This is a genomic window from Ruegeria sp. AJ12, from assembly GCF_056536245.1.
In genome coordinates, this window is sequence record NZ_JBQFJJ010000001.1 from 3,927,207 (window position 1) to 3,950,298 (window position 23,092).

Sequence of the window (23,092 nt, forward strand, 5' to 3'; positions counted from 1 at the left end):
CGATGACGATTCACTGGTGTGGCACGGGCCTGTCGGCCATTCCCGGTTTGCGCCGCCTGATCGAGGCGGGGCACACCGTCACCGTTTGGAACCGAACTGTCGAAAAGGCCAAGGCTGAGGTGGGAGACCTGACCGATGACATCCACGCCTTTGACATCGATGCCCTTGCGAAAGCTCTCGAACCCGGCGATGTGATTGTCTCGATGCTGCCCGGCGACTGGCACGTGCCGCTGGCGGAGCTGGCGATCGACAAAGCCGCCAGCTTTGTTTCGTCCTCTTACATCGCGCCAGAGATGCGCGCCTTGGACGAAAAGGCTCGGGAAGCCGGTGTGGCGCTGGTGAACGAGGTTGGACTGGATCCCGGGATAGACCACCTGATGGCGCATGCGCTGATTGACGATTACCGCGCATCCGACGCGTTCGATCCCCAGAACCACCTGAGTTTCATTTCCTATTGCGGCGGTATCCCCAAGAACCCCAACCCGTTCCGGTATAAATTCAGCTGGTCGCCGCTCGGCGTCCTGAAAGCGCTGCGTTCACCGTCCCGGTCGATCCGTGACTATGCTCCGCTGGATGTGGCCCGACCCTGGGATGCGATCACCAGCTACATAGCGCCCTTGCCGACGCCGGAGAGTTTTGAAGTCTATCCAAACCGGGACTCGATCCCGTTCATGCAGCAGTACCATTTTGAGAAGCATTGGCCGGTAAAGGAATTCGTGCGCGGCACCTTGCGTTTGAATGGCTGGGCCGACGCATGGTCGGATGTATTCCACGAAATTGAAACCCTGTCCGGACCCGAGGGTGACGTTCGCCTGAAGGAGATGTCGGATCAGTTCTGGATGGAAAACGCCTACGAAGAGGGTGAACCGGACCGCGTCGTGCTGTGTGTTGGGCTGAAGGCCGAGAACGAGGGCCGCGCAGTCTGGCACAAGACTTATGTCATGGATGCCTGGGGCGACGCGCGCGGTACCGCCATGGCACGGTTGGTCTCGATCCCTGTATCACTGGCCGTCGAAGCCGTCCTGAACCGCGCGATCCCGGCTGGTGTGCATGCTGCCCCCAGCGATCCCAAACTGGTCACCAACTGGATGGGCGAGATCGACAGGCTTGCGCAGCATTTGCAGGTGGTTGATCAACTCGCCTGAGCACCCGGCCTTCCTGCGGCTACACTATAAATCGAGCGTCTCGGAAAACGGCAAGGCCACCCCGCAAGACGGGATGGCCTGATTGTTCAATCCTCCAACAGTCGTTGCGCAGGGCGCCGGTTGAACCCATTGCCCTGTGATCAGATGTATCGCGCAATCGTCTCTTCGATGTCGGTCCGGTTTATTCCCAGTTCGGAAAGATCGTGGTCCGACATCCGGTTCAACTCCTGAGCGGCACAGACGATGTCGCGCCTTATGGCCCGCATCTTCATGGCGCGGTCGAACAGCAGCAGCGCACTGGCCGAAGGTTTCGTGGCATAGGTCTGATTTCCGTCCAACATATCCTTCCCCTCACGATTGGGTCGGGGCAGCTTTCCCAGACTGGGTACCCCGGTTTCATTGCGCTTACCGACGATAGGGTTTGTGATCATAGACGCTTTGATAGGCCCGTTGCTTGATCTCATCCCTCGGGATGCCAATGTCCTGCAATTGCTGGTCCGATAGTTTCTCAAGTTTCCGAACGGTCTGAGAGAAAATCTGACGCCGGAAATTCTCGGTCCGGGCTTCGGCATAGGCGGACATCATGCCCGCCAACAGACCGCTATGTGGTCTTGCTGTGTGGATGTGTTCCATGTCTTTCTCCTCCATCACATGAAGTTCTGACATTCAATAAAGGAGCTGATCGTTAACGCGAGCGGAGTACCACGTTAACGTTCCTTAATTGTTCAAAGGGCATCAATTCGGCGACAGAATGGTCCGGCATCCAGGCAAAAGAGCAATGCAGACGCTGCGCCAAGCGTACACACCCCCTGACCTCTCACCGGGCACAGTGTTCACATCAGATCGTTTTCCACGTCTTCGGCGGAAATCCCAAGCGCATCCAGTCCATTCTCAAGATGGTCGGACATATGTGGCGTTCCGATCAGGTAATCGGCGCAAGGGGTGGACGCCTCGGATTTTGCAGTTTCGATGGCTTCGGCAAGATCCTCGGCGAAAAAGCTTTCGCGACCGATCCACATGATCGCGACCAATTCGGCCTGCTCATCTTCGCTCATACGGTCAACAAAGGCCCGCAGCTCGGCTTCGGCCCGGTTCAACTCGCGGCCCATCATGGCGACCTGGGCAACTTTTCTGGCCGAGATTTCCAACATGTCAAAGCTCCTGTGTTCGCGGTTCCTGACCAATCACAACCATCCCAAACCGACGGCGTCTTTGATCTTACGCAAACTGAAGAAGGCTATTGGCGGACACGTGAAACCGGGTTTTCCGGCACGGGGGCGGTCCGAAACGGCCGAAACCTGGCCTTTTTGATCCACAGTTTCAACGCCTGCCAGACGATCAGAGCAAAGGTGCGCCGAGCGCCGAACGGGCGCCGCACCAACGACCACAGGATAACACGATTGGTCAGGGCCCGGCGCGGGCCGGTCAGTGTGGCGATCAGACCGCCGCTGTCGCGGCCATAGTCGATCCAGACGCCGACGCGATCCGGGCGAAAGTCGAACCGAAACGTATACGTGCCCTCGATTTTCTGAAACGGAGACACATGCATCAGCTTGTCCGCGACAATCCGGTCCGAGGGTTCAATCGCAGAAAAATCGGGCTTGTGGCACAGGTAGCTATGGCGCGTGCCATAGGTATTGGTCACCTCGGCAACAACAGCATAGAGCCCGTCTTTGTCGTCGAAACAAAAGAAGAAACTCACCGGATTGAAGACGTGGCCCAAAACGCGCGGCTGCGTCAGTAACAAGATACGTGCGGGTTGGGCAACGCTCATGTCCTCAAAGCGCGCGCGTAGCCAATCCGCGCCGCGGCCATGGCCCGGCTCTCCGCCATGATCAAGAGTTCGCCAGTTTGTAATGTTGGCCCGATCAATGGAGAACAGGGCGGGTGTTGTCAGGTCTGCCTCGGGGTCCAGCAGGATGTAGTCGACAGAATACCGGAACGCGTTCTCAATCGCGCCCTTGCGCCCGTGAAAGGTATGGCCCGCAATATAGTCGACTTTTTGCGTCATCCGGCTTTTTCCGATCTGCCTGTAAACTGCTCAAATAGCATTCTTTTCCGCGAAATGCCTCATACTAAAATACGCATGCCAGACCGGTTTGGATTAAAATGGCTGAATAAAGTGATCCGGCTTGGGCCGCGTCGCGTAATGTGGTTATGTTTACCGAGATCAATACCGTGACCTTGGACGAACCTGCGGCTGAACCAGTCGCCCCTCAGCCTTGGCGCGCAAAGAAACGCATCAAGGGCAAGCCGGTGAACGGAGCGAAAGACAGTCGCGACACCAGAACTGAGTGGGTGGCCCATGTCAGACGCATCCGGGATGCGCAGGATCAGGCGGCATTTGCCGAGCTGTTCCAGCACTTCGCGCCTCGTATCAAGGCGTTCCTGATCAAGTCAGGGTCTGACGCCACAATGGCCGAGGAATGCGCGCAAGAGGTGATGGCGACCTTATGGCATAAGGCCCATCTGTTCGACCCGGCCCGGGCCACGGTGGCAACATGGGTGTTCACGATCGCCCGGAACAAGCGCATCGACGTCCTGCGCAAACAACGCCGCCCCGAACCCGAGGAACTGGGTTGGGGTCCCGAGGCAGAACCGGATCAGGACGATGTGATCGCGCTGCAACAGGAAACCGCGCAGCTGCGCAGCGCCCTCTCGGCGTTGCCAGAAGCGCAAAGACAGCTGATCGAGAAGGCGTATTTCGGAGATCTGAGCCATCGAGAGATTGCATCTCAGACCGGATTGCCGCTGGGCACGATCAAATCACGGATACGGCTGGCGCTGGACCGCTTGCGCCATGCGATGAACTGAGATGAAGACGATGAGCAAAACGATAAAACATCACCTGACAGACGACCTGCTGATGGCCTATGCCGCAGGTACTCTGCCCGAAGCGTTCGATCTGATGGTCGCCACGCATCTGTCGCTGTGCGACGAATGCCGTGCGCGGGCAGAAAGCTTTGATGCGGTTGGCGGGCATGTTCTTGAAGCAAACGCGGGCCCCGTCCGCATGGGTGAAAACTCGCTGGCTGCAACAATGGCATTGATCGCCCAAGGCGCACCGACGCCCAAACCTGCACGTCCGGGTTGCGCCGTACTGCCGTCGCCGCTGCAGGACTATGTCGGCGGCACCGTGGATGACATCCGCTGGAAATCAATCGGTATGGGCGTCAAACAAGCCATCCTGCCCACAACCCGGGAGGCAACCGCCAGATTGCTCTTTATTCCGGCAGGTGCGGCTGTGCCGGACCACGGGCACCATGGCATGGAACTGACGATGGTTCTGCAGGGCGCTTTTACCGATGAGGTGGACCACTTTGCCCGTGGTGACGTCGAGATCGCGGACGAGGATCTGGAACATACGCCGGTGGCAGATATCTCGGAGGATTGCATCTGCCTGGCCGTTACCGACGCGCCGCTGAAGTTCAATAAACTGATGCCGCGCCTGTTCCAGCCGTTCCTGCGGATCTGACGCTAGAACGTGTCGGTATCCCTCGCACCACCTTGCCGGGGTATTCCAAACAAATCCAATTCACCGCTGCGCCCCCGAACTTCGATCGGGGGCAGTGACACAAGATCATGTTCAAGTTCCGGATTGCCTGCCGCATCAATCAGTTCCGCAGACAGGATCAGATCCATATCCAGCGAACGGGTCAGGCTTTCCAGCCGGGCGGCTATATTGACGGTGTCGCCAAACACCGAATACTCCAACCTTTCCTGATCGCCGATCACACCGATAAAGACCTCACCCCAATGCAAACCGATCCCGGTGGCCAGGGTCGGAAAGCCTGCCTGCTTGCGCTCTGAAATCCAACTGCGCATTTCACCCCACAGGCCCAATCCGCATCTCAGACACCGCTCGGCGGCGCGATCACCCTCGAAGACAATCATCACCGCATCCCCGATGAACTTGTCGATGATCCCGTTTTCTTGTCGAACAACTTTTGAAACGCGACCGCGATAAGCCGCGATGAGCTCGGACACCTGTTCAGGCTCCAATTGTTGCGACAAGGTCGTGAAACCCCGCAAATCAATGAAAATCAGCCCGGCCAACTGACGTCGCCCCTTTTTTAGGGCCGCCAGACCGCTTTCACCAAGGTCATCCACCACCTGCACCGGCAGGTATCGGGTCAGGTTCGCGCGGCGCTGCGCCTCGGTAACGGACTGAAACAGCAGAGCATGCACGCGACGGGCCGCGACGATCAACACAACACCCGCCAGTGCAATCATGAACAGGCGGATCAGGTTCGGCGGCGGCGACAGGAACAGCCAGATCGGGTTTGTGCTTTGCCCGCGTGTGGATCCGGCTTCCGAGCCCACCAAGACCAACAGTCCCAGAACAAGCAATGCGACTTGCAATGCCATGATTTTGGGATTGCCCCGCAAAACGCCAAAGGCCAGCACAACCGGAACCAACCACACGGCTGGCAACACGAATATTGCGTCCCCGGAGAGGCCGACGTTCCGCATGCCGACCCAGACATTTACGACCAAAAACAGCGAGTCTGCAGCGGAAACCGGCCACGCCATCCACCCGGAAAAGCGTTGTCTCCGTGCGGCTGTCCATGTGGCAAGGCCCAGCGCAAAATAGGCGAGCATGGTGCCAAGGGCAAAAATCCACTGCCGCTCCAACACGGCATGACCCGTGTTGTGCACTGGTTGCACCGTCACCAAAAAGAAAGCGCCCAACCCAAAGGCCACCAGCATTCGCAGCAGCCCGACAATGCGTTCAGCATCCTGTTCGGCCTTGCCAACCAGTTGTGCTATCTCCGGCAGCGGACTGTTTCTTGCCATATTGCGACCCACACGCCTCATCAATCTGCTGCGCTGATCAGGGCGTCCGGATCAGCGTTCATGTCGCGCCAGCGAAACAACGTCTGATGGTTCCTCCGGGGACAGTTCCTCGAAATCGAAATTGTCCAGTCGCTGCGCCCGGCGACCCGCCTTTTCCGCACTGATCTTGATTTCCGAGATATCCTTCGCCGCCTGCCCGAAATGCCTGTCCAGGTTCCCCACCCGCTCGCCCAGACGATCCACATCCTTGTGAAGCATGCCCAGTTCCTTGCGGATCGCGCCCGCCTGTTCGCGCATCCGTGCATCCTTGAGGATCGCCCGCATGGTGTTCAGGGTCGCCATGCAGGTGGTGGGCGACACGATCCAGACGCGTTTTGAGAAACTCTCCTGCACCAGTTCCGGGAACTTTGCGTGCAACTCGGCATAGACCGCCTCGGACGGCAGGAACATCAATGCGCCATCGGCGGTTTCCCCGTCCAGAATGTACTTCTCGGCGATGTCGGTGATGTGTTTGCGCACGGTGCTACGGAACATCTGGACCGCCGCTTTCAGCTCCATGTCATTGGTCGATCCAATCAGCGCCTCATAGGCCTCCAACGGGAACTTGCTGTCGATCACAATCGGGCCCGGCGGGTTGGGCAGATGGATCAGGCAATCCGCACGCCGCCCGTTCGACAGCGTGGCCTGCAACTGGAAGCTGTCGGTTGGCAGAGCCTTGGACACGATGTCGGTCAGTTGAATTTCACCAAATGCGCCGCGCGTCTGTTTGTTGGACAGGATATCTTGCAGTGACAACACATCGCCCGACAATTTGGTGATGTTGTCCTGCGCCTTGTCGATAGCGGCCAGCCGCTCCTGCAACTGGGTCAGAGACGTGGCGGTCTGTTTCGATGATCCGTGCAGGGATTCCTTCATCCGCTCCTGCATGTCGGCCAGCGCACGGGCGGACTTCATCGCATTGTCGGCCAGCCGGTCATTCATTTGCTGCTGCACTGAGGACAGCCGCGCTTCGACCGTCTGAATCACATGAACCTGTGCATTGGCCTGCGTGTCCGAGACATGCTGCAATCCGCCCCGCAACTGTTCCTGCCCCTGCCCCAGTTGCTGCACATGTTGACCCAGATGGGTCAGTTGCTGCGCCATTGGTTCCGCCATTCGGGCAGATCGCGTGGCCGCGCGCAAAGCAAGAAACAAAAGAATCAGGATCAAGAGAACCGCCCCGCCGCCGACCAGAGCCGCCATCACGATGGGATCATTCAGAGCGTATTGGGTTCCTGCAATCTCGATCATCTCAACCTGCGTGTTCTTGTTTTGTTTTACCCTAAATACATGCGCAGAAGATCCGGATCAACTGCGGCCGAACAACCTTTCTATGTCGGTCAGCTTCAGTTCCACATATGTCGGCCGCCCATGGTTGCACTGTCCGGAATGCGGCGTGGCTTCCATCTCGCGCAGCAAAGCGTTCATCTCTTCCGCGCGCATCCGTCGACCGGAGCGGACGGAGCCGTGGCACGCCACCCGGCTGAGAATGGCTTCGACCCGTGCCTGAACCGTCTGACTTTCGCCCTGATCCGCCAGTTCATCCAGAATATCCCGGATCATCGCAGGTGCATCGACCTCACCCAGAATGGCCGGTGTCTCGCGCACTGCAACCGCCCCGCCGCCAAAGGGTTCGACGGTCAGTCCGAGGCTGGACAGCTCCCCTGCGATCTCCATCAGGCGTGTGCAATCGCCTTCGGACAGCTCGACAATCTCGGGGATCAGCAGCGCTTGGGCGGCGACACCTTTCTCGGTCATCTGCGCCTTGAGCTTTTCATACACAAGGCGCTCGTGCGCTGCATGCTGATCCACGATGACCAGACCATCCGCAGTCTGAGCGATGATGTAATTCTCATGCACCTGCCCGCGCGCGGCCCCCAATGGTAGGTCCTGCGCCTCGGAAGCGTCGACTGCAGCGGGGATTTCTGCGGGTTCGACAATGCTGCCGCTGTAGTCTTTTGCCATTTCCGCGAAACCCGGCGATTGCGCGTGATGGGCCGCCTGCCGCGCGGCAAGTGAGGGTCGGTCCATCTGGTAGACCCGTGCGACTGTTGGGTGGGCCGGTTCCGGACGCATCGCGCCCAACGTCGCGTTTGCCACGGTCGAAGACGCGCGATGCCCCGCCTCTGCCAATGCATGACGCAGGCTGGCGACGATCAGTCCGCGCGCAACGCCCGGATCGCGAAACCGGACCTCGGACTTTGCGGGATGGACGTTCACATCCACCATCGTCGGATCGCAATCGATAAAAAGCGCTGCCGCCGGATGGCGATCACGACTGAGGAAGTCGAAATAGGCGGCGCGCAGAGCGCCGGTCAGCATCTTGTCCCGCACCGGGCGCCCGTTGACGAACAGATGCTGCGCCACGGCGGCACCCCGGGAATAAGTCGGCAGGGCCGCATAGCCATAGAGCCGTATCCCGTCGCGCGATGCATCGATCCGCAGCGCGTTTTCGGCAAACTCGCGGCCCAGAACGCGGGCCAACCGGGCGTGTAGCGCGTCGAACAGATCTCCGTTTTCCCGGTCCGCCCGAAACGTGACGCGCCCTTCGCCGCCGCCCGAGACATCCCGCAGAGAAAAAGTGACTGCCGGCTCGGCCATGGCCAGCCGCTTAACCGTGTCCGAGATCGCCTGCGCCTCGGCGCGGTCGGTGCGCATGAATTTCAGGCGCGCGGGCGTCGCAAAGAAAAGATCGCGCAGTTTGACCACGGTTCCTGCGCGCAGGGCGGCTGGTTTCACCCGGTCCATCTTGCCCCCCGACACGTGGATCGACGCGGCCTCGGCCCCGGCTATGCGGCTGGTGATCGTCAGGCGCCCGACGGCCCCCAACGAAGGCAGAGCTTCACCGCGAAATCCAAACGTGTGAATATTCAGCAGATCCGACCCGTCGATTTTTGACGTTGCATGTCGGGACAGGGCCAACGGCAAATCTTCGGCGGCAATGCCACAGCCATCATCCGTGACCCGGATAAGCGTCTTGCCCCCATCCGCGATTTCGATGGCGATGCGTGTGGCCCCCGCGTCAATTGCGTTCTCGACCAACTCTTTGACGGCCGAGGCCGGGCGCTCCACAACTTCACCTGCCGCGATACGATTGATCGCTGCGTCGTCAAGTTGCCGGATCGGGGGGCGGTTTTCGCCGATATTGGGGTTTGCTTGCGCCATACCGCTAGACCTAGCATACCCTGACGCGATTCTGCCACCGGTTTGAGTGCAATTGATCCGAGGTGAGGGGGCGTCCGAACAATCGTGAGGGGTCACCTAATACGGTTCGACCCTATGATCACGACTGTCCGGACGTGCCGAAGTGAGTGGTGATGTTTCAGCATTCAATGAACGTCTCGTAACATGGGCAATCATGAAACTCTGCTTAAGATTGGCGCATGTGCCATCTGGGCAGAGTTTGGCCGAAACGCCGCGAGGTAAGGCGGCGGGATCATGCCGGATCACGCAGAAGTGCGCGCACCGACGCGAACCCGGCAAGGTCCAAAAACGGCGGCAAACGCCAGAATCAGGCCCGACATCGTTGCAATCATTCCTGCTGCGCTGACCGCATCCGTGCCACCCAGCCACAACGGGCCATAGCCAGCCAGCACATATCCCGACACGGCGGAGACAACGGCAAAGACAACGCTCCAGGCAATTTGCGTCTCCAGTCGGTTCGTCATCATTCTGGCCGCAGCGGGCGGGCAGATGAACATGGCGATTACAATGATCGAGCCCACCGCATCAAAAGCGGCCACGGCAGCGATTGCGGCGGTGATCACCAGCGTAAAGCCCAGCAGGCCTGTGCGGATACCGACGGTGCGGGCGAAGCCTTCGTCAAAGGTTGATATCTTGAGCGGGCGCCAGAACAGCCAGGTAAACAGTGTCACTCCAACCAAAGTCACGGCAATGCGTGGCAATTCCGGAGGCAGGCCGCTCAGCGCCTGACGGTCCAAGAGAGAGGCCCAGCCGGATGCATCCAGCCAGATCAGGCTTTCCAGATTGCCATAAAGCGCATGTTCAACATCCAGATGCACGGTCGAGGTATCTGTCTGCTCAAGTAATAGCACGCCCGCCGCGAACATGGTTGTGAAGACGACCCCCATCGCCGCGCCGGGTTCGATCTGTCCAAGACGCCGGACGGCTTCGATCAGGACCACCGCAACAATGGCAGCGCCTGCGGCGCCCAGCATCATCGGCCAGGTCGAGATCGCGCCGGTGACCAAGAACGCGACCACGATGCCGGGCAGCACCACATGGCTGATGGCATCCCCGATAAGGGCCTGTTTGCGCAGGACCAGAAAGTTGCCCGGCAGGGCGCAGGCGATAGCCGCAAAGGTCCCGATCAGCAATGGCGTCAGGGACAGGGGAACAAACTCTGCGCCGTTCATGGCAAGACCTCTTGCGGACCACCGATGCGGCGGTCGATCTCAGCAATCTGATCGCGGGTCAGAACGGTCTCAATATCCCGCAACCCGTCATACAGCGCTGCCGTTGCTTCATGTGACTGATCTGCCCGCACAATCTCCCACCGCTTTTCGTCCCTAAGGGCCTTGGCCGCGCGGGCTTTACCGGTTTCGGTCGCAACGCCGTCAGCACGCAATACACCGGCGCGGCGCAGCAGACGCAGTGTCAGGGGTTCATAGATTTTCTGCCCCTGCGCCAAAGCGAGCAAGCCCTGCCGAATATGCACGCGGCGCTGAAACCTCAGGTGACGCAGCACTGCGGCGAGGACTCCGCGACCTGGTGCGAGAAGCAGGGACACGGCAAAAAAACCAAAGCTCACGAGCACGATGATTGGCCCGGTTGGCAGGTTCGGCGCCGAGGCTGAGACAGCCGCGCCCAGATACCCCGCCAAACCGCCCACAATCCCTGCCAAGAGGACAACCCGGTCTGATCGATCCGACCAGAACCGGGCGGTGACAGGCGGTATGATCAGCAGGGCGACGATCAGGATCAGCCCCACGATCTTGAGACCCACAACCGTCACCGCCATAACCAATCCCATCATGGCCAGGTCGATCCGGTGCACAGGCAGCCCTTGTGCTGCCGCGTATTCAGGGTCGAACGCAACGAGGGTCATGGGCCGGCGGATGATCATCACCAGAATCAGCGTCGCCGCGCCACCAATCGCAATGATAAGCGCATCCGCCCACAGCATTCCGGCGGTCGACCCCAGCAGGAACCCTTCCAGACCGGCCTGACGTCCGACACCCATCGTCTGAATCACCGTCAGCAGGACGATACCCAGCCCAAAAAAGACCGACAAAACCGCGCCAATCGCAGCGTCTTCGTCAAGGCGCGTATGGCGCGTCAGCCAGTTCATGCACAGCAATCCAACCCAGGCTGAAATGGCAGATCCAGCCAGCAGCCCGATCAGATTGCGCCCATCGCCACCCAGCGCGACCAGAACCATGAAGGCAAGACACACGCCCGGCAGGGTTGCATGGCTGATCGCATCGCTGACGAGTGCACGTTTCCGAAGGAACAGAAATGTACCGGTCACACCGGCCGATACGCCCAGCAAAGTCGCACCGATTGCCACCAGCGTGGCGTTATAGCCAAGCTGCAGGCTCAGAGCGTCCCAAAGCATGTTTACCCCAGTGCGCGCGAGATCTGATCGATCTGCGCCGTTGCCAGACGCCCGCCATAGGCCGATTGCAGGGTTTCTGCGGTGAAGGCCTGCGCCACCGGCCCCTCGGCCACTTTGCGTGTATTGATCAGGAAAACATGGTCGAAATAGTCCGTCACCGTCGCCAGGTCATGATGCACAACAACAACGGTCTTGCCGGCTTCTTTGAGCGCTTTCAGAACCGCGATGATCGCTTTTTCCGTGGCAGCGTCGACACCGGCAAAAGGTTCGTCCAGCAGATACAGATCGGCATCCTGCGCCAAGGCGCGTGCCAGAAAGACCCGCTGTTGCTGCCCACCCGACAACTGCCCAATCTGACGATCCGCAAAATCCCGCATCCCGACCCGGTTCAGGCAATCCATCGCGCGGGACATGTGGCGGGCGCGAATGCGGCCCAAAAGGCCAAGTTGACGGGACAAGCCCATCAGCACCACATCGATCACACGGGTCGGAAAATCCCAATCCACGCTGGCGCGCTGCGGAACATAGGCGATGCGTGCGCGCTGGCTTTCCAGAGGCGCGCCAAACACCGTCACCTGGCCCGACAGCGGCGAGACAATGCCCAACGCAGCTTTCAGAAGGGTTGATTTACCGGCACCGTTCGGCCCGATGATCGCGGTCATTGCACCGGGCTGTACCGTCATATCCACTGAAAAAACCGCTGGTTTTTGCCCGTAGGATACGGTCAGTCCACGCACGGCCAGCGGGCTGTCATCGACAGCCCGGTCTTCCACGGATACGCCCTGAACGGCCGCGAGTTCCAGCATCACCTCAGAACCCCGCCGACAGTTTGCCGTTCAGACCGCGCTCTGGCACGTCCGCACCCAGAGCGCCGGCAATCACAGTGATGTTGTGATCCAGCATTCCGATATAGGTGCCCTCGTACGTGCCGGGCTCACCCATGGCATCCGAGAACACTTCGCCCCCGACGCCGACGTCATGCCCTTTGGCTTTCGCGCCCTCGATCAGCGCGCGCATGGACCGGTCCGAGACCGAGCTTTCGACGAATACAGCCGTCAGTTGATTGTCCACCAGAGTGTCCACCAATTCGCCAATCCGGTTCAGACCGGCCTCGGATTGGGTCGAGATCCCCTGAATCCCCAACACCTCATAGCCATATTCCGCGCCAAAATAGCCAAATGCATCATGCGCGGTCACCAGGACCCGGTTGTTTTCGGGAACGGCGGCCAGAACCTGTTTGCTGTAGGCGCTCAACTGGTCGATTTCCTCCAGGAACGCCTCGGTGTTTGCAGCAAAGAGGTCTGCGGACTCGGGGCGTGCTTCGGTCAGGGACTCCTGAACCTGCATCACAACATCACGCCACAAAACGGGGCTCATCCACACATGTGGGTCGTATTTGTCGGCATAATCATCATGGGCACGCAACTTGGATCTATCGATTCCCTCTGCAACCGCCACCACGGTTTGCTTGCGGCCGAGATCATGAAAAAACTCTTCCATCTGTGCTTCGAGATAGAGACCGTGCCACAGCACCAGATCGGCACGGGTCATCGCCACGATGTCGCTGCGGGTCTGGCGATAAGCGTGCGGGTCGATACCCGGCCCCATCAGGCCTTTGACCTCGACCTGATCGCCCCCAACCTGACGCGCCGCATCCGCGATCATCCCGGTTGTGGCGACCACTTTCAATGGCGCATCCGCCCAACCGGCCACGGGCAGGGCGGTGGCGATGGCTAATGCTGCAAGAAAGCTGCGACGAATCATTTCCGACCTCGTATCGATTTCCACTTGAGAATGAATATGCGAACCATTCGCAACTATGTCAACGCTATTGCGAATTATTCGCAAGAAACCTTATGATATTTGTCCAAATGGTCAAAAAATACCGACTACGTCCCCTTGTGCGCCTTCCATTTAGCCGCATCCCGTGCGATTTTGGCACAAACCTCCCAAAGGACGTGACTATGGATACGCAGAGCTCAGACAGCGCCGTGCGCACCGCGCATCTGCCGCAAGTGACCGAACCGAGAAATCCGGGCATGGATCTGGATCTGGACTGGGTGCGCGCCGTGCAGGCCAATACCTCGGCCATTGAACGCCGTGCGGCAACACTGCCCGGTCGGCGCTCGGTGAAAAAAGAGTATCAGGCGGCTTGGCTGCTGAAGGCGATCACCATGATCGACCTGACAACCCTATCCGGCGACGACACCGTAGGCCGTGTGCGCCGTCTCTGCGCCAAGGCGCGTCAGCCCGTTGCACCATCGACGCTGAACGCGCTGGACATGCCGCCCATCACGACCGGCGCTGTCTGTGTGTACCACGACATGATCGAAACGGCCGTTGAGGCTCTGCAAGGGACCGGCATTCCGGTGGCTGCTGTGTCGACCGGTTTCCCGGCGGGCCTGTCGCCGTTTCATCTGCGTGTTGCTGAAATTGAAGAAAGCGTGAAAGCCGGGGCCGAGGAGATCGACATCGTGATCTCTCGCCGACATGTGCTGTCCGGTGACTGGCAGGCTTTGTACGATGAGATGAAGGCCTTCCGCGTGGCCTGCGGCGATGCCCATGTCAAAGCGATCCTCGCCACCGGAGAGCTGGGCAGCCTGCGCAATGTCGCCCGCGCCTCGCTGGTCTGCATGATGGCAGGGGCGGATTTCATCAAGACTTCGACCGGCAAGGAAAGCGTCAACGCCACCCTGCCCGTGTCACTGGTGATGATCCGGGCGATCCGCGATTATTACGATCGCACCGGATACCGCGTTGGCTACAAGCCCGCAGGTGGGATTTCCAAAGCCAAAGACGCGCTGGTCTACCTGTCGCTGATCAAGGACGAACTGGGCGACCGCTGGCTGGAGCCGGACCTGTTCCGCTTTGGCGCGTCGTCACTGTTGGGCGATATTGAACGGCAGTTGGAACACTTTGTCACGGGCGCGTATTCTGCTGGCTACCGTCACTCCATGGGCTGAGGAAAGAACAATGACAGTCAAAGAAATCTTCGAAACCATGGATTACGGCCCTGCCCCCGAAAGCGCGGCCGAGGCATTGGCCTGGTTGGTCGATCAGGGCGACAAGTTCGGTCACTACATCGACGGGGCCTTCACCAAACCCGGCAAAGGCTTCGACAGCCGCAACCCGGCGACCGGAGAGGTTCTGGCCAAGCTGACCCAGGCGAAACAGGCTGACGTGGATACCGCTGTTGCTGCCGCACGTACAGCGCAGCCCAAGTGGGAGAAGCTGGGCGGTGCGGGTCGTGCACGCTACCTCTACGCGATTGCGCGCCTGCTGCAAAAACATGCGCGCCTGTTTGCGGTGCTGGAAAGCCTCGACAACGGCAAACCGATCCGGGAATCGCGCGACATCGACATCCCACTGGCGCAGCGGCATTTCTATTACCACGCGGGCATGGCGCAGTTGATGGAGAGTGAGCTGCCCGATGCGCAAGCGCTGGGTGTGTGCGGCCAGATCATTCCGTGGAACTTCCCGCTGCTGATGCTGGCCTGGAAGATCGCCCCGGCGCTTGCGATGGGGAACACGGTGGTTCTGAAACCGGCCGAATATACCTCGCTGACCGCACTGCTGTTCGCTGACATCTGCTCGCAGGCCGGGCTGCCGAAAGGTGTGGTCAACATCGTGACGGGCGATGGTGCCGTTGGCGAGATGATCGTGAACGCGGATGTGGACAAGATCGCCTTCACCGGATCGACTGTTGTAGGGCGGCGCATTCGTGAGGCGACCGCAGGTTCGGGCAAGGAACTGACATTGGAACTGGGCGGTAAGTCGGCCTATGTCGTCTTTGATGACGCCGATCTCGACAGTGCCATTGAGGGCCTGGTCGATGCGATCTGGTTCAATCAGGGTCAGGTCTGCTGTGCCGGCTCGCGATTGCTGGTCCAGGAGGGGATTGCTGACCGCTTTCATACCAAACTGCGCGCCCGGATGGATTCGCTGCGCATCGGGGACCCGCTGGACAAATGCATCGACGTGGGTGCGGTTGTAGACCCGGTGCAGTTGCAAACGATCAAGGGTATGGTCGAAAGCAACACGGTTGGCCACGTGCATCAGACCGCTTGCGAGTTGCCGGAGAACGGCTGCTACTACCCGCCAACGCTGATTTCAGGGCTCGAGACCTCGGACCCGCTGATGCAGGAAGAGATCTTCGGCCCGGTGCTGGTGTCGTCCACCTTTCGCACTCCGGAAGAGGCGGTCGAGCTGGCCAACAACACCCGCTACGGTTTGGCCGCAACGGTCTGGACCGAGAATGTGAATCTTGCGCTGGACATCGCGCCCAAGCTGGTGGCCGGTGTCGTTTGGGTGAACGCGACCAACCTGTTCGACGCCGCTGCCGGGTTCGGCGGTGTGCGCGAAAGCGGCTTTGGTCGCGAAGGCGGTTGGGAAGGTCTGGCGGCATACACCAAGGCAAAGGGCAAAGGTAAACCGCTGGCGAAGATTGAGGCGATCATGGGCGAAGGTGTTCCCGTCGATCCCATCGACCGCACCGCCAAGATGTATGTCGGCGGCAAGCAGGCGCGACCCGATGGCGGTTATTCGAAACCGGTCTGGGGCAAGTCGGGCCTGTTGGGTCACGTGGGTCTGGCGAACCGCAAGGACGTCCGCAACGCGGTCGAGGCCGCAGCAGGCGCGAAAGGCTGGTCCAAGACCACCGGTCATCTGCGGGCACAGATCCTGTACTATATCGGCGAGAACCTCTCGGCCCGCGCGGGTGAACTCGCTGCCCGTATCGATGCCATGACCGGCAAAAAAGACGGCGCGAAAGAGGTCGAAACCTCGATCCAGCGCCTGTTCACGGCAGCCGCCTGGGCCGACAAATATGATGGCCAGGTGCATGGCGTTCCGATCCGGGGTGTCGCGATCGCGATGAAAGAACCGGTCGGTGTCATCGGCGCGCTTTGCGCGGATGAGGCGCCTCTGTTGGGCCTTGTCTCTGCCATGGCGCCCGCGATTGCGATGGGCAACCGGACAGTTCTGGTGGCAAGCGAGCCCTATCCGCTGGCGGCGACGGATTTCTATCAGATCCTCGAGACCTCGGACGTGCCCGCAGGTGTGGTCAACATCCTAACCGGCAGCCATGCAGAGCTGGCGAAGCCGCTGGCCTCGCACCTGAACGTGGATGCGGTCTGGTCCTTCTCTTCGACTGATTTGTCGAAAGAGATCGAAGCCGTCTCGGCCGGGAACCTGAAACGGACCTGGGTCAATAACGCGACGGCATTTGACTGGAGCATGGACCATTCGCGCTGCTTCCTTCAGGCTGCGACCGAAGTGAAAAACATCTGGGTGCCCTACGGAGAGTAGGGTTCCCGCATCAGGGAGGCCCGAATGGATTTTTCAGGTAAAACCGTCATCGTCATCGGTGGCACCAGCGGTATCAACCGAGGCATTGCCGAGGCTTTTGCGGCCTCGGGTGCCAAACTGGCGGTCGCAAGCCGATCTCAGGACAAGGTGGACGACACGGTCGCCGCGCTGAAAGCTGCAGGTGCGGCGGAAGCAATTGGTGCTGCGTTTGACGTGCGCGACCCTGATGCCGTCGCTTCGGGCCTGAAACAGTTCCACGAGGCATTTGGCGATTTCGACGTACTGGTCTCGGGCGCAGCGGGCAATTTCCCGGCGCTGGCTGCCGAGATGTCGGTCAACGCGTTCAAGACAGTGATCGATATCGATCTGATGGGCACGATCCATGTGATGAAAGGCGTGTACCCTTTCCTCAAACGACCCGGCGCGAGCATCATCAATATCTCGGCCCCGCAAGCCTATCTGCCCTATGAGGGCCAGTCCCATGTCTGCGCTGCCAAGGCAGGTGTCGATCAGATCACCCGCACTCTGTCGATGGAATGGGGCGTCGAGGGTATCCGTGTGAACTCGGTCGTGCCGGGCTTTATCGAAGGCACCGAGGGCGCCAAACGCCTGACACCATCGGAAAGCGCGCATGAAGAAATCCGCAAGGACGTTCCCCTGGGTCGATGGGGCCAGCCGCAGGACGTGGCCAATGCCTGTCTGTTCCTGAGCTCAGACATGGCCAGCTATATCAGCGGTACCGTTCTTGCGGTGGACGGGGCGCTGTACCAGCGGGGATCGGGTAAATTCGGCCAGATGATGGGCGACATGCTGCGCAACATGAAAAAGGGTTGAGCAGCGCTCAACCCTCATCCTTTAATTGGTGGTTTCCAGACCCACCGGTTTGCCGACAACTGTGAAATGCAGACCCTCCGGATCGAGCAGCTCGGACGCCACGCGGTTTACGTCTTCCAGCGTCACGGCGTTCACCTTGTCGTTTCGTGTTGCGATGTAATCGATGGGCAGGCCTTCCATCTGCATACCTACCATGATGCCGGCGATCTGACCGTTGCCATCAAACCGCAGCGGATAGGCTCCTGTCAGGTAGGTCTTGGCATCATCCAGTTCCTTCTGGGTCACACCTTCTGCCTCGGCACGTGCCCATTCATCGCGAATGACCTCGACCGCTTCGGCGATGCGATCATTGGAGGAAGACACCGATCCCAGATAGACCGATGCCAGATCCTTGGGCACGAGATACGTGCCAACACCATAGGTCAGCCCGCGCTTTTCGCGCACTTCCTGCATCAGGCGGCTTTCGAACCCACCCCCACCAATAATGTGGTTCAGGATATAGGCGGCAAAGAAGTCCGGGTCATCGCGGTCGATCCCCTTCTGACCAAAAAGGGCAACGGATTGCGGTGTGTCAAAGTCGACAACGCTGATCCCGCCTGAGATCGTGACCTCCGCCCGTTCCGGGATCGGCTTTCCGGTTTCGGGAAGGTCCGCGAGCAATTTGTCCAGCAGCGCGCCGAGCTCTTCTGCGGTGATGTCGCCCACGGCGCCCACATACAAACGATCCTTGGCAAAGACACTGTCATAAGCTGCAACCACGTCATCGCGCGTCAGCGCCGAAACGCTTTCTATGGTACCCTTACCCTCGGATCCGTAAGGGTGTTCTCCGTAGGCCATTTTGGCAAAGCTGAGCCCGGCAATGTCGTTCGGGTCGGTCTGATCCGACTTGAGACCTGACAGCACCTGCGCCCGCACCCGATCCACCGCGTCCTGATCGAAGCGGGGTTCATGGATGGTCGTCCGCAAAAGATCGATGACCGCATCACGGTTTTCAGTCAGGAATTTTGCGGAAATCGAAACCGTATCATCGCTTGCATTGTAGCCAAATGAGGCAGCCAGCGATTCCAATTCTCGCGCGTAAGTGCGGGCATCCATATCCCCTGCACCCTCTTCGATCAGGCCGCTCATCAGGTTGACCGCACCGCGCTTGTCCGGGTCATCCAGCGAGGTTCCACCGCGAAAGCGAAGCTCCAGCGCTGTAAAGGGGATCGCGTGATCCTCAACCAGCCATGCGGTGATCCCGCCAGGCGACGTCACTTCCTTTATCTCGATCTCGGCCCATGCGGGCAGCGCGATAACGATGGCAATCAGTGTCGTGAAAAAAGCTCTCATTGCGTCACCTCATCATCGCGCATCAGCCAACCGGTGACCGATGTTTCAGGCTGCAGGATTTCACGCGCGGCGGCGATGATTTCATCTCCGGTCACCGCCTGCAGGATGTCGGGCCAGGCCTGGACATCCTCTACCGTCAGGCCACTGGACAGCGCCCGGCCATACCGGTTGCCGATCCCATCGACATTGTCGCGCGCATAGATCTGCGCGGCGCGCAACTGCATCTTGATACGCTCGAGGTCCTCTTCCTTGACGCCCTCGGCGATGAAATCGGCCACGGCCTGATCCATGGCGTCTTCGGCCTCTTGCAGGGACACGCCGGCCGCAGGAACAACGAGCAGATCGAAGGTCGTGTCATCAAGCGATACGCCCCGATAGAAAGCGCCTGCATAGACAACCAATTGTTCTTCCAACTGCAGCTTCTCGTTCAGATACGATGTCGTGCTGCCACCCAGCAATTCGGCCAACAGGAACAGCGCGGCGGCCTTTTCCTGTTCGCCGGGGTCCCGCTCGGGTGCAATATAGCTGCGTTGCACATATGGCTGCGCCACGCGCGCGTCCTTGTAGGTCAGGCGGCGCTCTGCGATTTGTGGCGGCTCTTGCGACCTGACCCGTTCAGGCAGGTCCGGATTGGCTGGAATCACGCCGTAGTACTGGTCTGCCAAGGCGCGTACATCCTCGGGCTTCACATCACCTGTAACCACGAGGATCGCGTTGTTCGGCGCATAGTGGGTCTGGTAGAACGCCAGCGCATCCTCCATATCCAGCGTCTCCATCTCGTGCCGCCAGCCTATAACGGGAACACCATAGCTGTGGCTGAGATATTGCGCCGCGCTCATCTGTTCACCAAACAAGGCGCGGGGATTGTTTTCGGTGCGCTGATTGCGCTCTTCGAGGATCACGTCACGTTCGGTGACAATGTCATTTTCGGTCAGGCGGATGTTGCGCATCCGGTCCGCTTCCATCCGCATCATCAACTCAAGACGGTCTGCGGCAACGCGCTGGAAATAGGCGGTGTAGTCATAGGAGGTAAACGCATTGTCATTGCCACCGTTGGCCGCGACTGTGGCCGAGAACTCGCCGGGTGCCAAAGTCTCGGTTCCCTTGAACAGCAGGTGTTCCAGGAAATGCGCAATGCCCGAAGACCCAACGGGTTCATCCGCAGAACCGGCGCGATACCAGACCATGTGCTGGACAACCGGGGCGCGGTGATCTTCGACCACCACGACGTCCATGCCGTTATCCAGCGTAAATGTGGTGACAGCCTCGTGCCCGTCCTTGGCCAGAACAGGGGTGGCGGCGATCAGGGCAGCCGACAATGCCAGGGCCCGAACCATAGGGCGTCCTCCGTTTCGTTTCATGTTTCAAACTACGGTAGAGCCCGCCGGGTTCAAGGCCGATGACGGAAAGTTAAGAATTATTCATTAGCCGGAGGCGCCGAAGGTGTCTCTATTCCTACGCGACGGGCCGCTTCGTTTTGCAAATCTGCGTCGATCGCCTCGCGGCGATAGACGTCTGAATAGCGATCAACCGGGAACAGGCGCAGTCTGGTCCAGCGCGCCTGCCGCCTGCGGAACTCGGCATCCTCTTCTGCCAGGACCTGACGTGTGTTGGCCGGAACCCCATAGCGGCTCGAAGCCGTGACCAGCGCCGAATCTGACGACGGAATGCCCGTGTTCGGGTTCAGGGCAGCCGCGTTACCCCCCAACGCAACGACCGCGTCGGCCTTGGGTGTTGGATCGGTCAGGTTGGTTCCACCCGGCGAGGGCGCTGGCAGAAACGCGTAGTCCTGCGGCTGGGTCAGCGGTTTGACAGGCAATACCGAGAATTCATCCGGACCTGGGCCCGGAGGCTCAAGATTACGCAGACCGATATCCGAGCACCCCGCCACGGCGGCAGCTATCGTAAGTGCAAATATGGCACGCGGAATGCGCATTGGTGTCTCCAGCCTGTTTCAGGCGCTTTTAAAGCATATCATCCGGCACGTCACGAGGCCTTTTTTTGTTTTCAAACAACACTAGACCCAGTGCTCCGGCAAAAATGAACACATCCGCCAGATTGAACACAAATGGATTGTTGATCCCGCAGCAGGACATGTTCAGAAAGTCCAGAACAAATCCATAGAGGACACGGTCCACCACGTTCCCCAAGGCGCCGCCGATCAGAAACCCACCGCAAATCAGCATGAGATTGGATGGCGCGCTGCGTCGCAACCAGATCAGAACCGCGACGCAAATGGCCAGTGAAATGCCGATCAAAACCCAGCGGGCCGCGTCGCTGTCACCCTGAAACAGGCCGAAATTGATACCCCGGTTTTCACCGTATTTGAACACGACCAACGGCGGCAGAACATCGATACCACCCGGCTGTTCCGCAACACGCATGACATGGACAACAAGATATTTGCTGATCTGGTCGATCAGAAATGCGGCCAGCCCGGCCCAGAGCAGCAGACGGTACCGCATCAGTGACGGAAATGGCGCATGCCGGTGAAGACCATGGCCAGGCCGGCTTCATCGGCCGCCACGACCACCTCATCGTCGCGCATGGAACCGCCCGGCTGAATCACGCAGGTAGCCCCTGCCTCAGCGGCTTCCATCAACCCGTCCGGGAAAGGAAAGAACGCATCCGAGGCCACGGCAGAGCCGATGGTCAGCGGTTGCGGCAGGCCCAGAGCGTCGGCCATGCGTTCCGCCTTCTTTGCGGCGATCAGGGCCGAGTCCACCCGGCTCATCTGTCCTGCGCCGACACCGACGGTCGCGGCGTCTTTGACATAGACGATGGCGTTGGACTTGACGTGTTTGGCCACCTTCCACGCGAACAGCAGATCGCGCATCTGTTCGTCGGTCGGTGCCCTTTTGGTGACGACTTTCAAATCATCCATCCCGACAAACCCGTTATCCTTGTCCTGCACCAGCAAACCACCGGCCACCTGGCGCACGGTTTTGCCACTTGCGGTCACGTCCGGCAGGCCGTCGGTGGTCAGAAGGCGCAGGTTTTTTTTGGCCGCAAAGATCGCCTTGGCCTCGTCCGAAGCACCGGGGGCAATCACAACTTCGGTAAAGATGCCGGTGATCTCTTGCGCAGTCTCTGCGTCCAGAGGCTGGTTCAGGGCCACGATTCCACCGAACGCCGAGGTGCGGTCGCAATCAAAGGCAGCCTTGTAGGCCCCCAACAAAGTCGAGGCTTTGGCCACCCCGCAGGGGTTCGCATGTTTGATGATCGCGCAGGCCGCGCCATCTGCCGGATCGAACTCGGCAACCAATTCAAAGGCGGCATCTGTGTCGTTGATGTTGTTGTAGCTCAGTTCCTTGCCCTGATGCTGCACCGCAGTCGCAACGCCGGGACGGCCGGTCCCGTCGGTGTAGAAAGCGGCTTGCTGATGGCTGTTCTCGCCATAGCGCAGGGTCTGTTTCAACTCACCGGCAAAGGCACGGCGCTTGGGGACGTCGAGTTGCAACGCCTTAGCCATCCAATTGGAAACGGCGGTGTCATAAGCCGCCGTGCGGGCATAGGCCTTTTGCGCGAGCCACTGACGGAAGCCCAGTGAAGTTTTGCCATAGTTCTCTTCCAACTGATCCAGCAGGGACGAATAGTCCTCGACATCCACAACCACGTTGACAAAAGCATGGTTCTTGGAGGCCGCCCGGATCATCGCCGGGCCACCGATGTCGATGTTTTCAATGCACTCGTCGTAACCCGCGCCCTTGGCCACCGTCGCTTCGAACGGGTAGAGGTTCACAACCAGCAGGTCGATAGCGCCGATGCCGTGTTCCTGCATCGCGGCGACATGCGTATCATTGTCCCGCAGCGCCAGCAGGCCCCCGTGCACCATCGGGTGCAGAGTCTTGACCCGGCCATCCATCATCTCGGGAAAGCCGGTGACCTCGCTGACATCCTTGACCGCGAGCCCGGCGTCGCGCAACGCCTTGGCGGTACCGCCGGTCGATAACAGATCGACCCCGCGCTCGGCCAGCGCCTGTCCCAACTCGATCAATCCGGTCTTGTCGGAAACGGACAGCAGCGCGCGGCGCACGGGGTGAAAATCGGTCATGGGTCC

At 59.8% G+C, this 23,092-nt stretch carries 22 protein-coding genes; 6 read left to right on the forward strand and 16 right to left on the reverse strand.

Annotation, left to right across the window (positions count from 1 at the left end; all coding sequences use genetic code 11):
* The first annotated feature begins 2 nt into the window (after window positions 1–2).
* Complete coding sequence (locus tag ACR3E0_RS19665) at window positions 3–1,145, forward strand: saccharopine dehydrogenase family protein (protein ID WP_480480749.1); 1,143 nt, start codon at window positions 3–5, stop codon at window positions 1,143–1,145.
* Between the two features lie 140 nt (window positions 1,146–1,285).
* On the opposite strand, the gene ACR3E0_RS19670 is transcribed toward ACR3E0_RS19665, so the two are convergent.
* From ACR3E0_RS19670 to ACR3E0_RS19685, 4 genes are all read right to left on the reverse strand, one after another.
* On the reverse strand, window positions 1,286–1,486 hold the full coding sequence (locus tag ACR3E0_RS19670; RefSeq protein ID WP_480480751.1) for a YjiS-like domain-containing protein: 201 nt from the start codon (window positions 1,484–1,486) through the stop codon (window positions 1,286–1,288).
* 64 nt (window positions 1,487–1,550) lie between these two features.
* Window positions 1,551–1,778 carry a DUF1127 domain-containing protein gene (locus ACR3E0_RS19675; protein ID WP_480480753.1) on the reverse strand — a complete coding sequence of 76 codons (228 nt, stop codon included), beginning with the start codon at window positions 1,776–1,778 and terminating at the stop codon, window positions 1,551–1,553.
* 200 nt (window positions 1,779–1,978) lie between these two features.
* On the reverse strand, window positions 1,979–2,296 hold the full coding sequence (locus tag ACR3E0_RS19680) for a DUF3775 domain-containing protein (RefSeq protein WP_480480755.1): 318 nt from the start codon (window positions 2,294–2,296) through the stop codon (window positions 1,979–1,981).
* 86 nt (window positions 2,297–2,382) lie between these two features.
* Window positions 2,383–3,156: a DUF1365 domain-containing protein gene (locus ACR3E0_RS19685; RefSeq protein ID WP_480480757.1), complete on the reverse strand. Its 774-nt coding sequence runs from the start codon at window positions 3,154–3,156 to the stop codon at window positions 2,383–2,385.
* 146 nt (window positions 3,157–3,302) lie between these two features.
* Between ACR3E0_RS19685 and ACR3E0_RS19690 the strand changes: the two genes are divergently transcribed.
* The gene (locus tag ACR3E0_RS19690) at window positions 3,303–3,959 is read left to right on the forward strand and encodes a sigma-70 family RNA polymerase sigma factor (protein ID WP_480480759.1); all 657 of its coding nucleotides are present in this window, start codon (window positions 3,303–3,305) and stop codon (window positions 3,957–3,959) included.
* Between the two features lie 10 nt (window positions 3,960–3,969).
* Entirely contained in the window at window positions 3,970–4,620 is a 651-nt protein-coding gene (locus tag ACR3E0_RS19695) for a ChrR family anti-sigma-E factor (protein ID WP_480480761.1), read from the forward strand.
* Window positions 4,621–4,622: 2 nt separating this feature from the next.
* Here ACR3E0_RS19695 and ACR3E0_RS19700 read toward each other — a convergent pair whose 3' ends face one another.
* The 7 genes from ACR3E0_RS19700 to ACR3E0_RS19730 form a co-directional block, all read right to left on the reverse strand.
* On the reverse strand, window positions 4,623–5,942 hold the full coding sequence (locus ACR3E0_RS19700; RefSeq protein ID WP_480480763.1) for an adenylate/guanylate cyclase domain-containing protein: 1,320 nt from the start codon (window positions 5,940–5,942) through the stop codon (window positions 4,623–4,625).
* 51 nt (window positions 5,943–5,993) lie between these two features.
* Complete coding sequence (locus ACR3E0_RS19705; RefSeq protein ID WP_480480765.1) at window positions 5,994–7,232, reverse strand: DNA recombination protein RmuC; 1,239 nt, start codon at window positions 7,230–7,232, stop codon at window positions 5,994–5,996.
* Between the two features lie 57 nt (window positions 7,233–7,289).
* Window positions 7,290–9,146, reverse strand: a complete 1,857-nt coding sequence (mutL, locus tag ACR3E0_RS19710) for a DNA mismatch repair endonuclease MutL (protein ID WP_480480767.1) — start codon at window positions 9,144–9,146, stop codon at window positions 7,290–7,292.
* A gap of 281 nt (window positions 9,147–9,427) precedes the next feature.
* Window positions 9,428–10,357: a metal ABC transporter permease gene (locus tag ACR3E0_RS19715; RefSeq protein WP_480480769.1), complete on the reverse strand. Its 930-nt coding sequence runs from the start codon at window positions 10,355–10,357 to the stop codon at window positions 9,428–9,430.
* Window positions 10,354–11,559 (reverse strand): metal ABC transporter permease, encoded by a 1,206-nt coding sequence (locus tag ACR3E0_RS19720; RefSeq protein ID WP_480480771.1) that lies wholly within the window; start codon window positions 11,557–11,559, stop codon window positions 10,354–10,356. The genes ACR3E0_RS19715 and ACR3E0_RS19720 overlap by 4 nt, the downstream gene beginning before the upstream one ends.
* Before the next feature lie 2 nt (window positions 11,560–11,561).
* Window positions 11,562–12,365, reverse strand: coding sequence for a metal ABC transporter ATP-binding protein (locus ACR3E0_RS19725; RefSeq protein WP_480480773.1), 804 nt, complete (start codon window positions 12,363–12,365; stop codon window positions 11,562–11,564).
* A 4-nt stretch (window positions 12,366–12,369) separates the two neighbouring features.
* Window positions 12,370–13,323: a metal ABC transporter solute-binding protein, Zn/Mn family gene (locus ACR3E0_RS19730; protein WP_480480775.1), complete on the reverse strand. Its 954-nt coding sequence runs from the start codon at window positions 13,321–13,323 to the stop codon at window positions 12,370–12,372.
* A gap of 200 nt (window positions 13,324–13,523) precedes the next feature.
* Between ACR3E0_RS19730 and deoC the strand changes: the two genes are divergently transcribed.
* From deoC to ACR3E0_RS19745, 3 genes are read left to right on the forward strand one after another with little or no spacing between them, the layout of a single operon-like run.
* Window positions 13,524–14,522, forward strand: a complete 999-nt coding sequence (gene deoC / locus ACR3E0_RS19735) for a deoxyribose-phosphate aldolase (protein ID WP_480480777.1) — start codon at window positions 13,524–13,526, stop codon at window positions 14,520–14,522.
* 10 nt (window positions 14,523–14,532) lie between these two features.
* A complete protein-coding gene (locus ACR3E0_RS19740; protein ID WP_480480779.1) occupies window positions 14,533–16,866 on the forward strand; it encodes an aldehyde dehydrogenase family protein in 2,334 nt (777 codons plus the stop codon).
* A gap of 24 nt (window positions 16,867–16,890) precedes the next feature.
* Window positions 16,891–17,700 (forward strand): SDR family oxidoreductase, encoded by an 810-nt coding sequence (locus tag ACR3E0_RS19745; RefSeq protein ID WP_480480781.1) that lies wholly within the window; start codon window positions 16,891–16,893, stop codon window positions 17,698–17,700.
* Between the two features lie 21 nt (window positions 17,701–17,721).
* On the opposite strand, the gene ACR3E0_RS19750 is transcribed toward ACR3E0_RS19745, so the two are convergent.
* The 5 genes from ACR3E0_RS19750 to purH all read right to left on the reverse strand — a co-directional run bounded on the left by ACR3E0_RS19750 (window position 17,722) and on the right by purH (window position 23,086).
* Entirely contained in the window at window positions 17,722–19,032 is a 1,311-nt protein-coding gene (locus ACR3E0_RS19750) for a M16 family metallopeptidase (protein ID WP_480480783.1), read from the reverse strand.
* Window positions 19,029–20,369 (reverse strand): M16 family metallopeptidase, encoded by a 1,341-nt coding sequence (locus ACR3E0_RS19755; protein WP_480480785.1) that lies wholly within the window; start codon window positions 20,367–20,369, stop codon window positions 19,029–19,031. Before ACR3E0_RS19755 ends, ACR3E0_RS19750 begins: the two co-directional genes overlap by 4 nt.
* An 80-nt stretch (window positions 20,370–20,449) precedes the next feature.
* Complete coding sequence (locus ACR3E0_RS19760) at window positions 20,450–20,968, reverse strand: DUF3035 domain-containing protein (RefSeq protein WP_480480786.1); 519 nt, start codon at window positions 20,966–20,968, stop codon at window positions 20,450–20,452.
* Between the two features lie 28 nt (window positions 20,969–20,996).
* Complete coding sequence (lspA, locus tag ACR3E0_RS19765; RefSeq protein WP_480480788.1) at window positions 20,997–21,497, reverse strand: signal peptidase II; 501 nt, start codon at window positions 21,495–21,497, stop codon at window positions 20,997–20,999.
* Window positions 21,497–23,086 (reverse strand): bifunctional phosphoribosylaminoimidazolecarboxamide formyltransferase/IMP cyclohydrolase, encoded by a 1,590-nt coding sequence (purH, locus tag ACR3E0_RS19770; RefSeq protein ID WP_480480790.1) that lies wholly within the window; start codon window positions 23,084–23,086, stop codon window positions 21,497–21,499. The genes lspA and purH overlap by 1 nt, the downstream gene beginning before the upstream one ends.
* Window positions 23,087–23,092 lie beyond the last annotated feature (6 nt).

Coding starts and splice junctions, on each gene's coding strand:
- ACR3E0_RS19665 (WP_480480749.1), top strand. CDS start 3: ATGACGATTCACTGGTGTGGCACGGGCCTGTCGGCCATTCCCGGTTTG.
- ACR3E0_RS19670 (WP_480480751.1), bottom strand. CDS start 1,486: ATGTTGGACGGAAATCAGACCTATGCCACGAAACCTTCGGCCAGTGCG.
- ACR3E0_RS19675 (WP_480480753.1), bottom strand. CDS start 1,778: ATGGAACACATCCACACAGCAAGACCACATAGCGGTCTGTTGGCGGGC.
- ACR3E0_RS19680 (WP_480480755.1), bottom strand. CDS start 2,296: ATGTTGGAAATCTCGGCCAGAAAAGTTGCCCAGGTCGCCATGATGGGC.
- ACR3E0_RS19685 (WP_480480757.1), bottom strand. CDS start 3,156: ATGACGCAAAAAGTCGACTATATTGCGGGCCATACCTTTCACGGGCGC.
- ACR3E0_RS19690 (WP_480480759.1), top strand. CDS start 3,303: ATGTTTACCGAGATCAATACCGTGACCTTGGACGAACCTGCGGCTGAA.
- ACR3E0_RS19695 (WP_480480761.1), top strand. CDS start 3,970: ATGAGCAAAACGATAAAACATCACCTGACAGACGACCTGCTGATGGCC.
- ACR3E0_RS19700 (WP_480480763.1), bottom strand. CDS start 5,942: ATGGCAAGAAACAGTCCGCTGCCGGAGATAGCACAACTGGTTGGCAAG.
- ACR3E0_RS19705 (WP_480480765.1), bottom strand. CDS start 7,232: ATGATCGAGATTGCAGGAACCCAATACGCTCTGAATGATCCCATCGTG.
- mutL (WP_480480767.1), bottom strand. CDS start 9,146: ATGGCGCAAGCAAACCCCAATATCGGCGAAAACCGCCCCCCGATCCGG.
- ACR3E0_RS19715 (WP_480480769.1), bottom strand. CDS start 10,357: ATGAACGGCGCAGAGTTTGTTCCCCTGTCCCTGACGCCATTGCTGATC.
- ACR3E0_RS19720 (WP_480480771.1), bottom strand. CDS start 11,559: ATGCTTTGGGACGCTCTGAGCCTGCAGCTTGGCTATAACGCCACGCTG.
- ACR3E0_RS19725 (WP_480480773.1), bottom strand. CDS start 12,365: ATGCTGGAACTCGCGGCCGTTCAGGGCGTATCCGTGGAAGACCGGGCT.
- ACR3E0_RS19730 (WP_480480775.1), bottom strand. CDS start 13,323: ATGATTCGTCGCAGCTTTCTTGCAGCATTAGCCATCGCCACCGCCCTG.
- deoC (WP_480480777.1), top strand. CDS start 13,524: ATGGATACGCAGAGCTCAGACAGCGCCGTGCGCACCGCGCATCTGCCG.
- ACR3E0_RS19740 (WP_480480779.1), top strand. CDS start 14,533: ATGACAGTCAAAGAAATCTTCGAAACCATGGATTACGGCCCTGCCCCC.
- ACR3E0_RS19745 (WP_480480781.1), top strand. CDS start 16,891: ATGGATTTTTCAGGTAAAACCGTCATCGTCATCGGTGGCACCAGCGGT.
- ACR3E0_RS19750 (WP_480480783.1), bottom strand. CDS start 19,032: ATGAGAGCTTTTTTCACGACACTGATTGCCATCGTTATCGCGCTGCCC.
- ACR3E0_RS19755 (WP_480480785.1), bottom strand. CDS start 20,369: ATGGTTCGGGCCCTGGCATTGTCGGCTGCCCTGATCGCCGCCACCCCT.
- ACR3E0_RS19760 (WP_480480786.1), bottom strand. CDS start 20,968: ATGCGCATTCCGCGTGCCATATTTGCACTTACGATAGCTGCCGCCGTG.
- lspA (WP_480480788.1), bottom strand. CDS start 21,497: ATGCGGTACCGTCTGCTGCTCTGGGCCGGGCTGGCCGCATTTCTGATC.
- purH (WP_480480790.1), bottom strand. CDS start 23,086: ATGACCGATTTTCACCCCGTGCGCCGCGCGCTGCTGTCCGTTTCCGAC.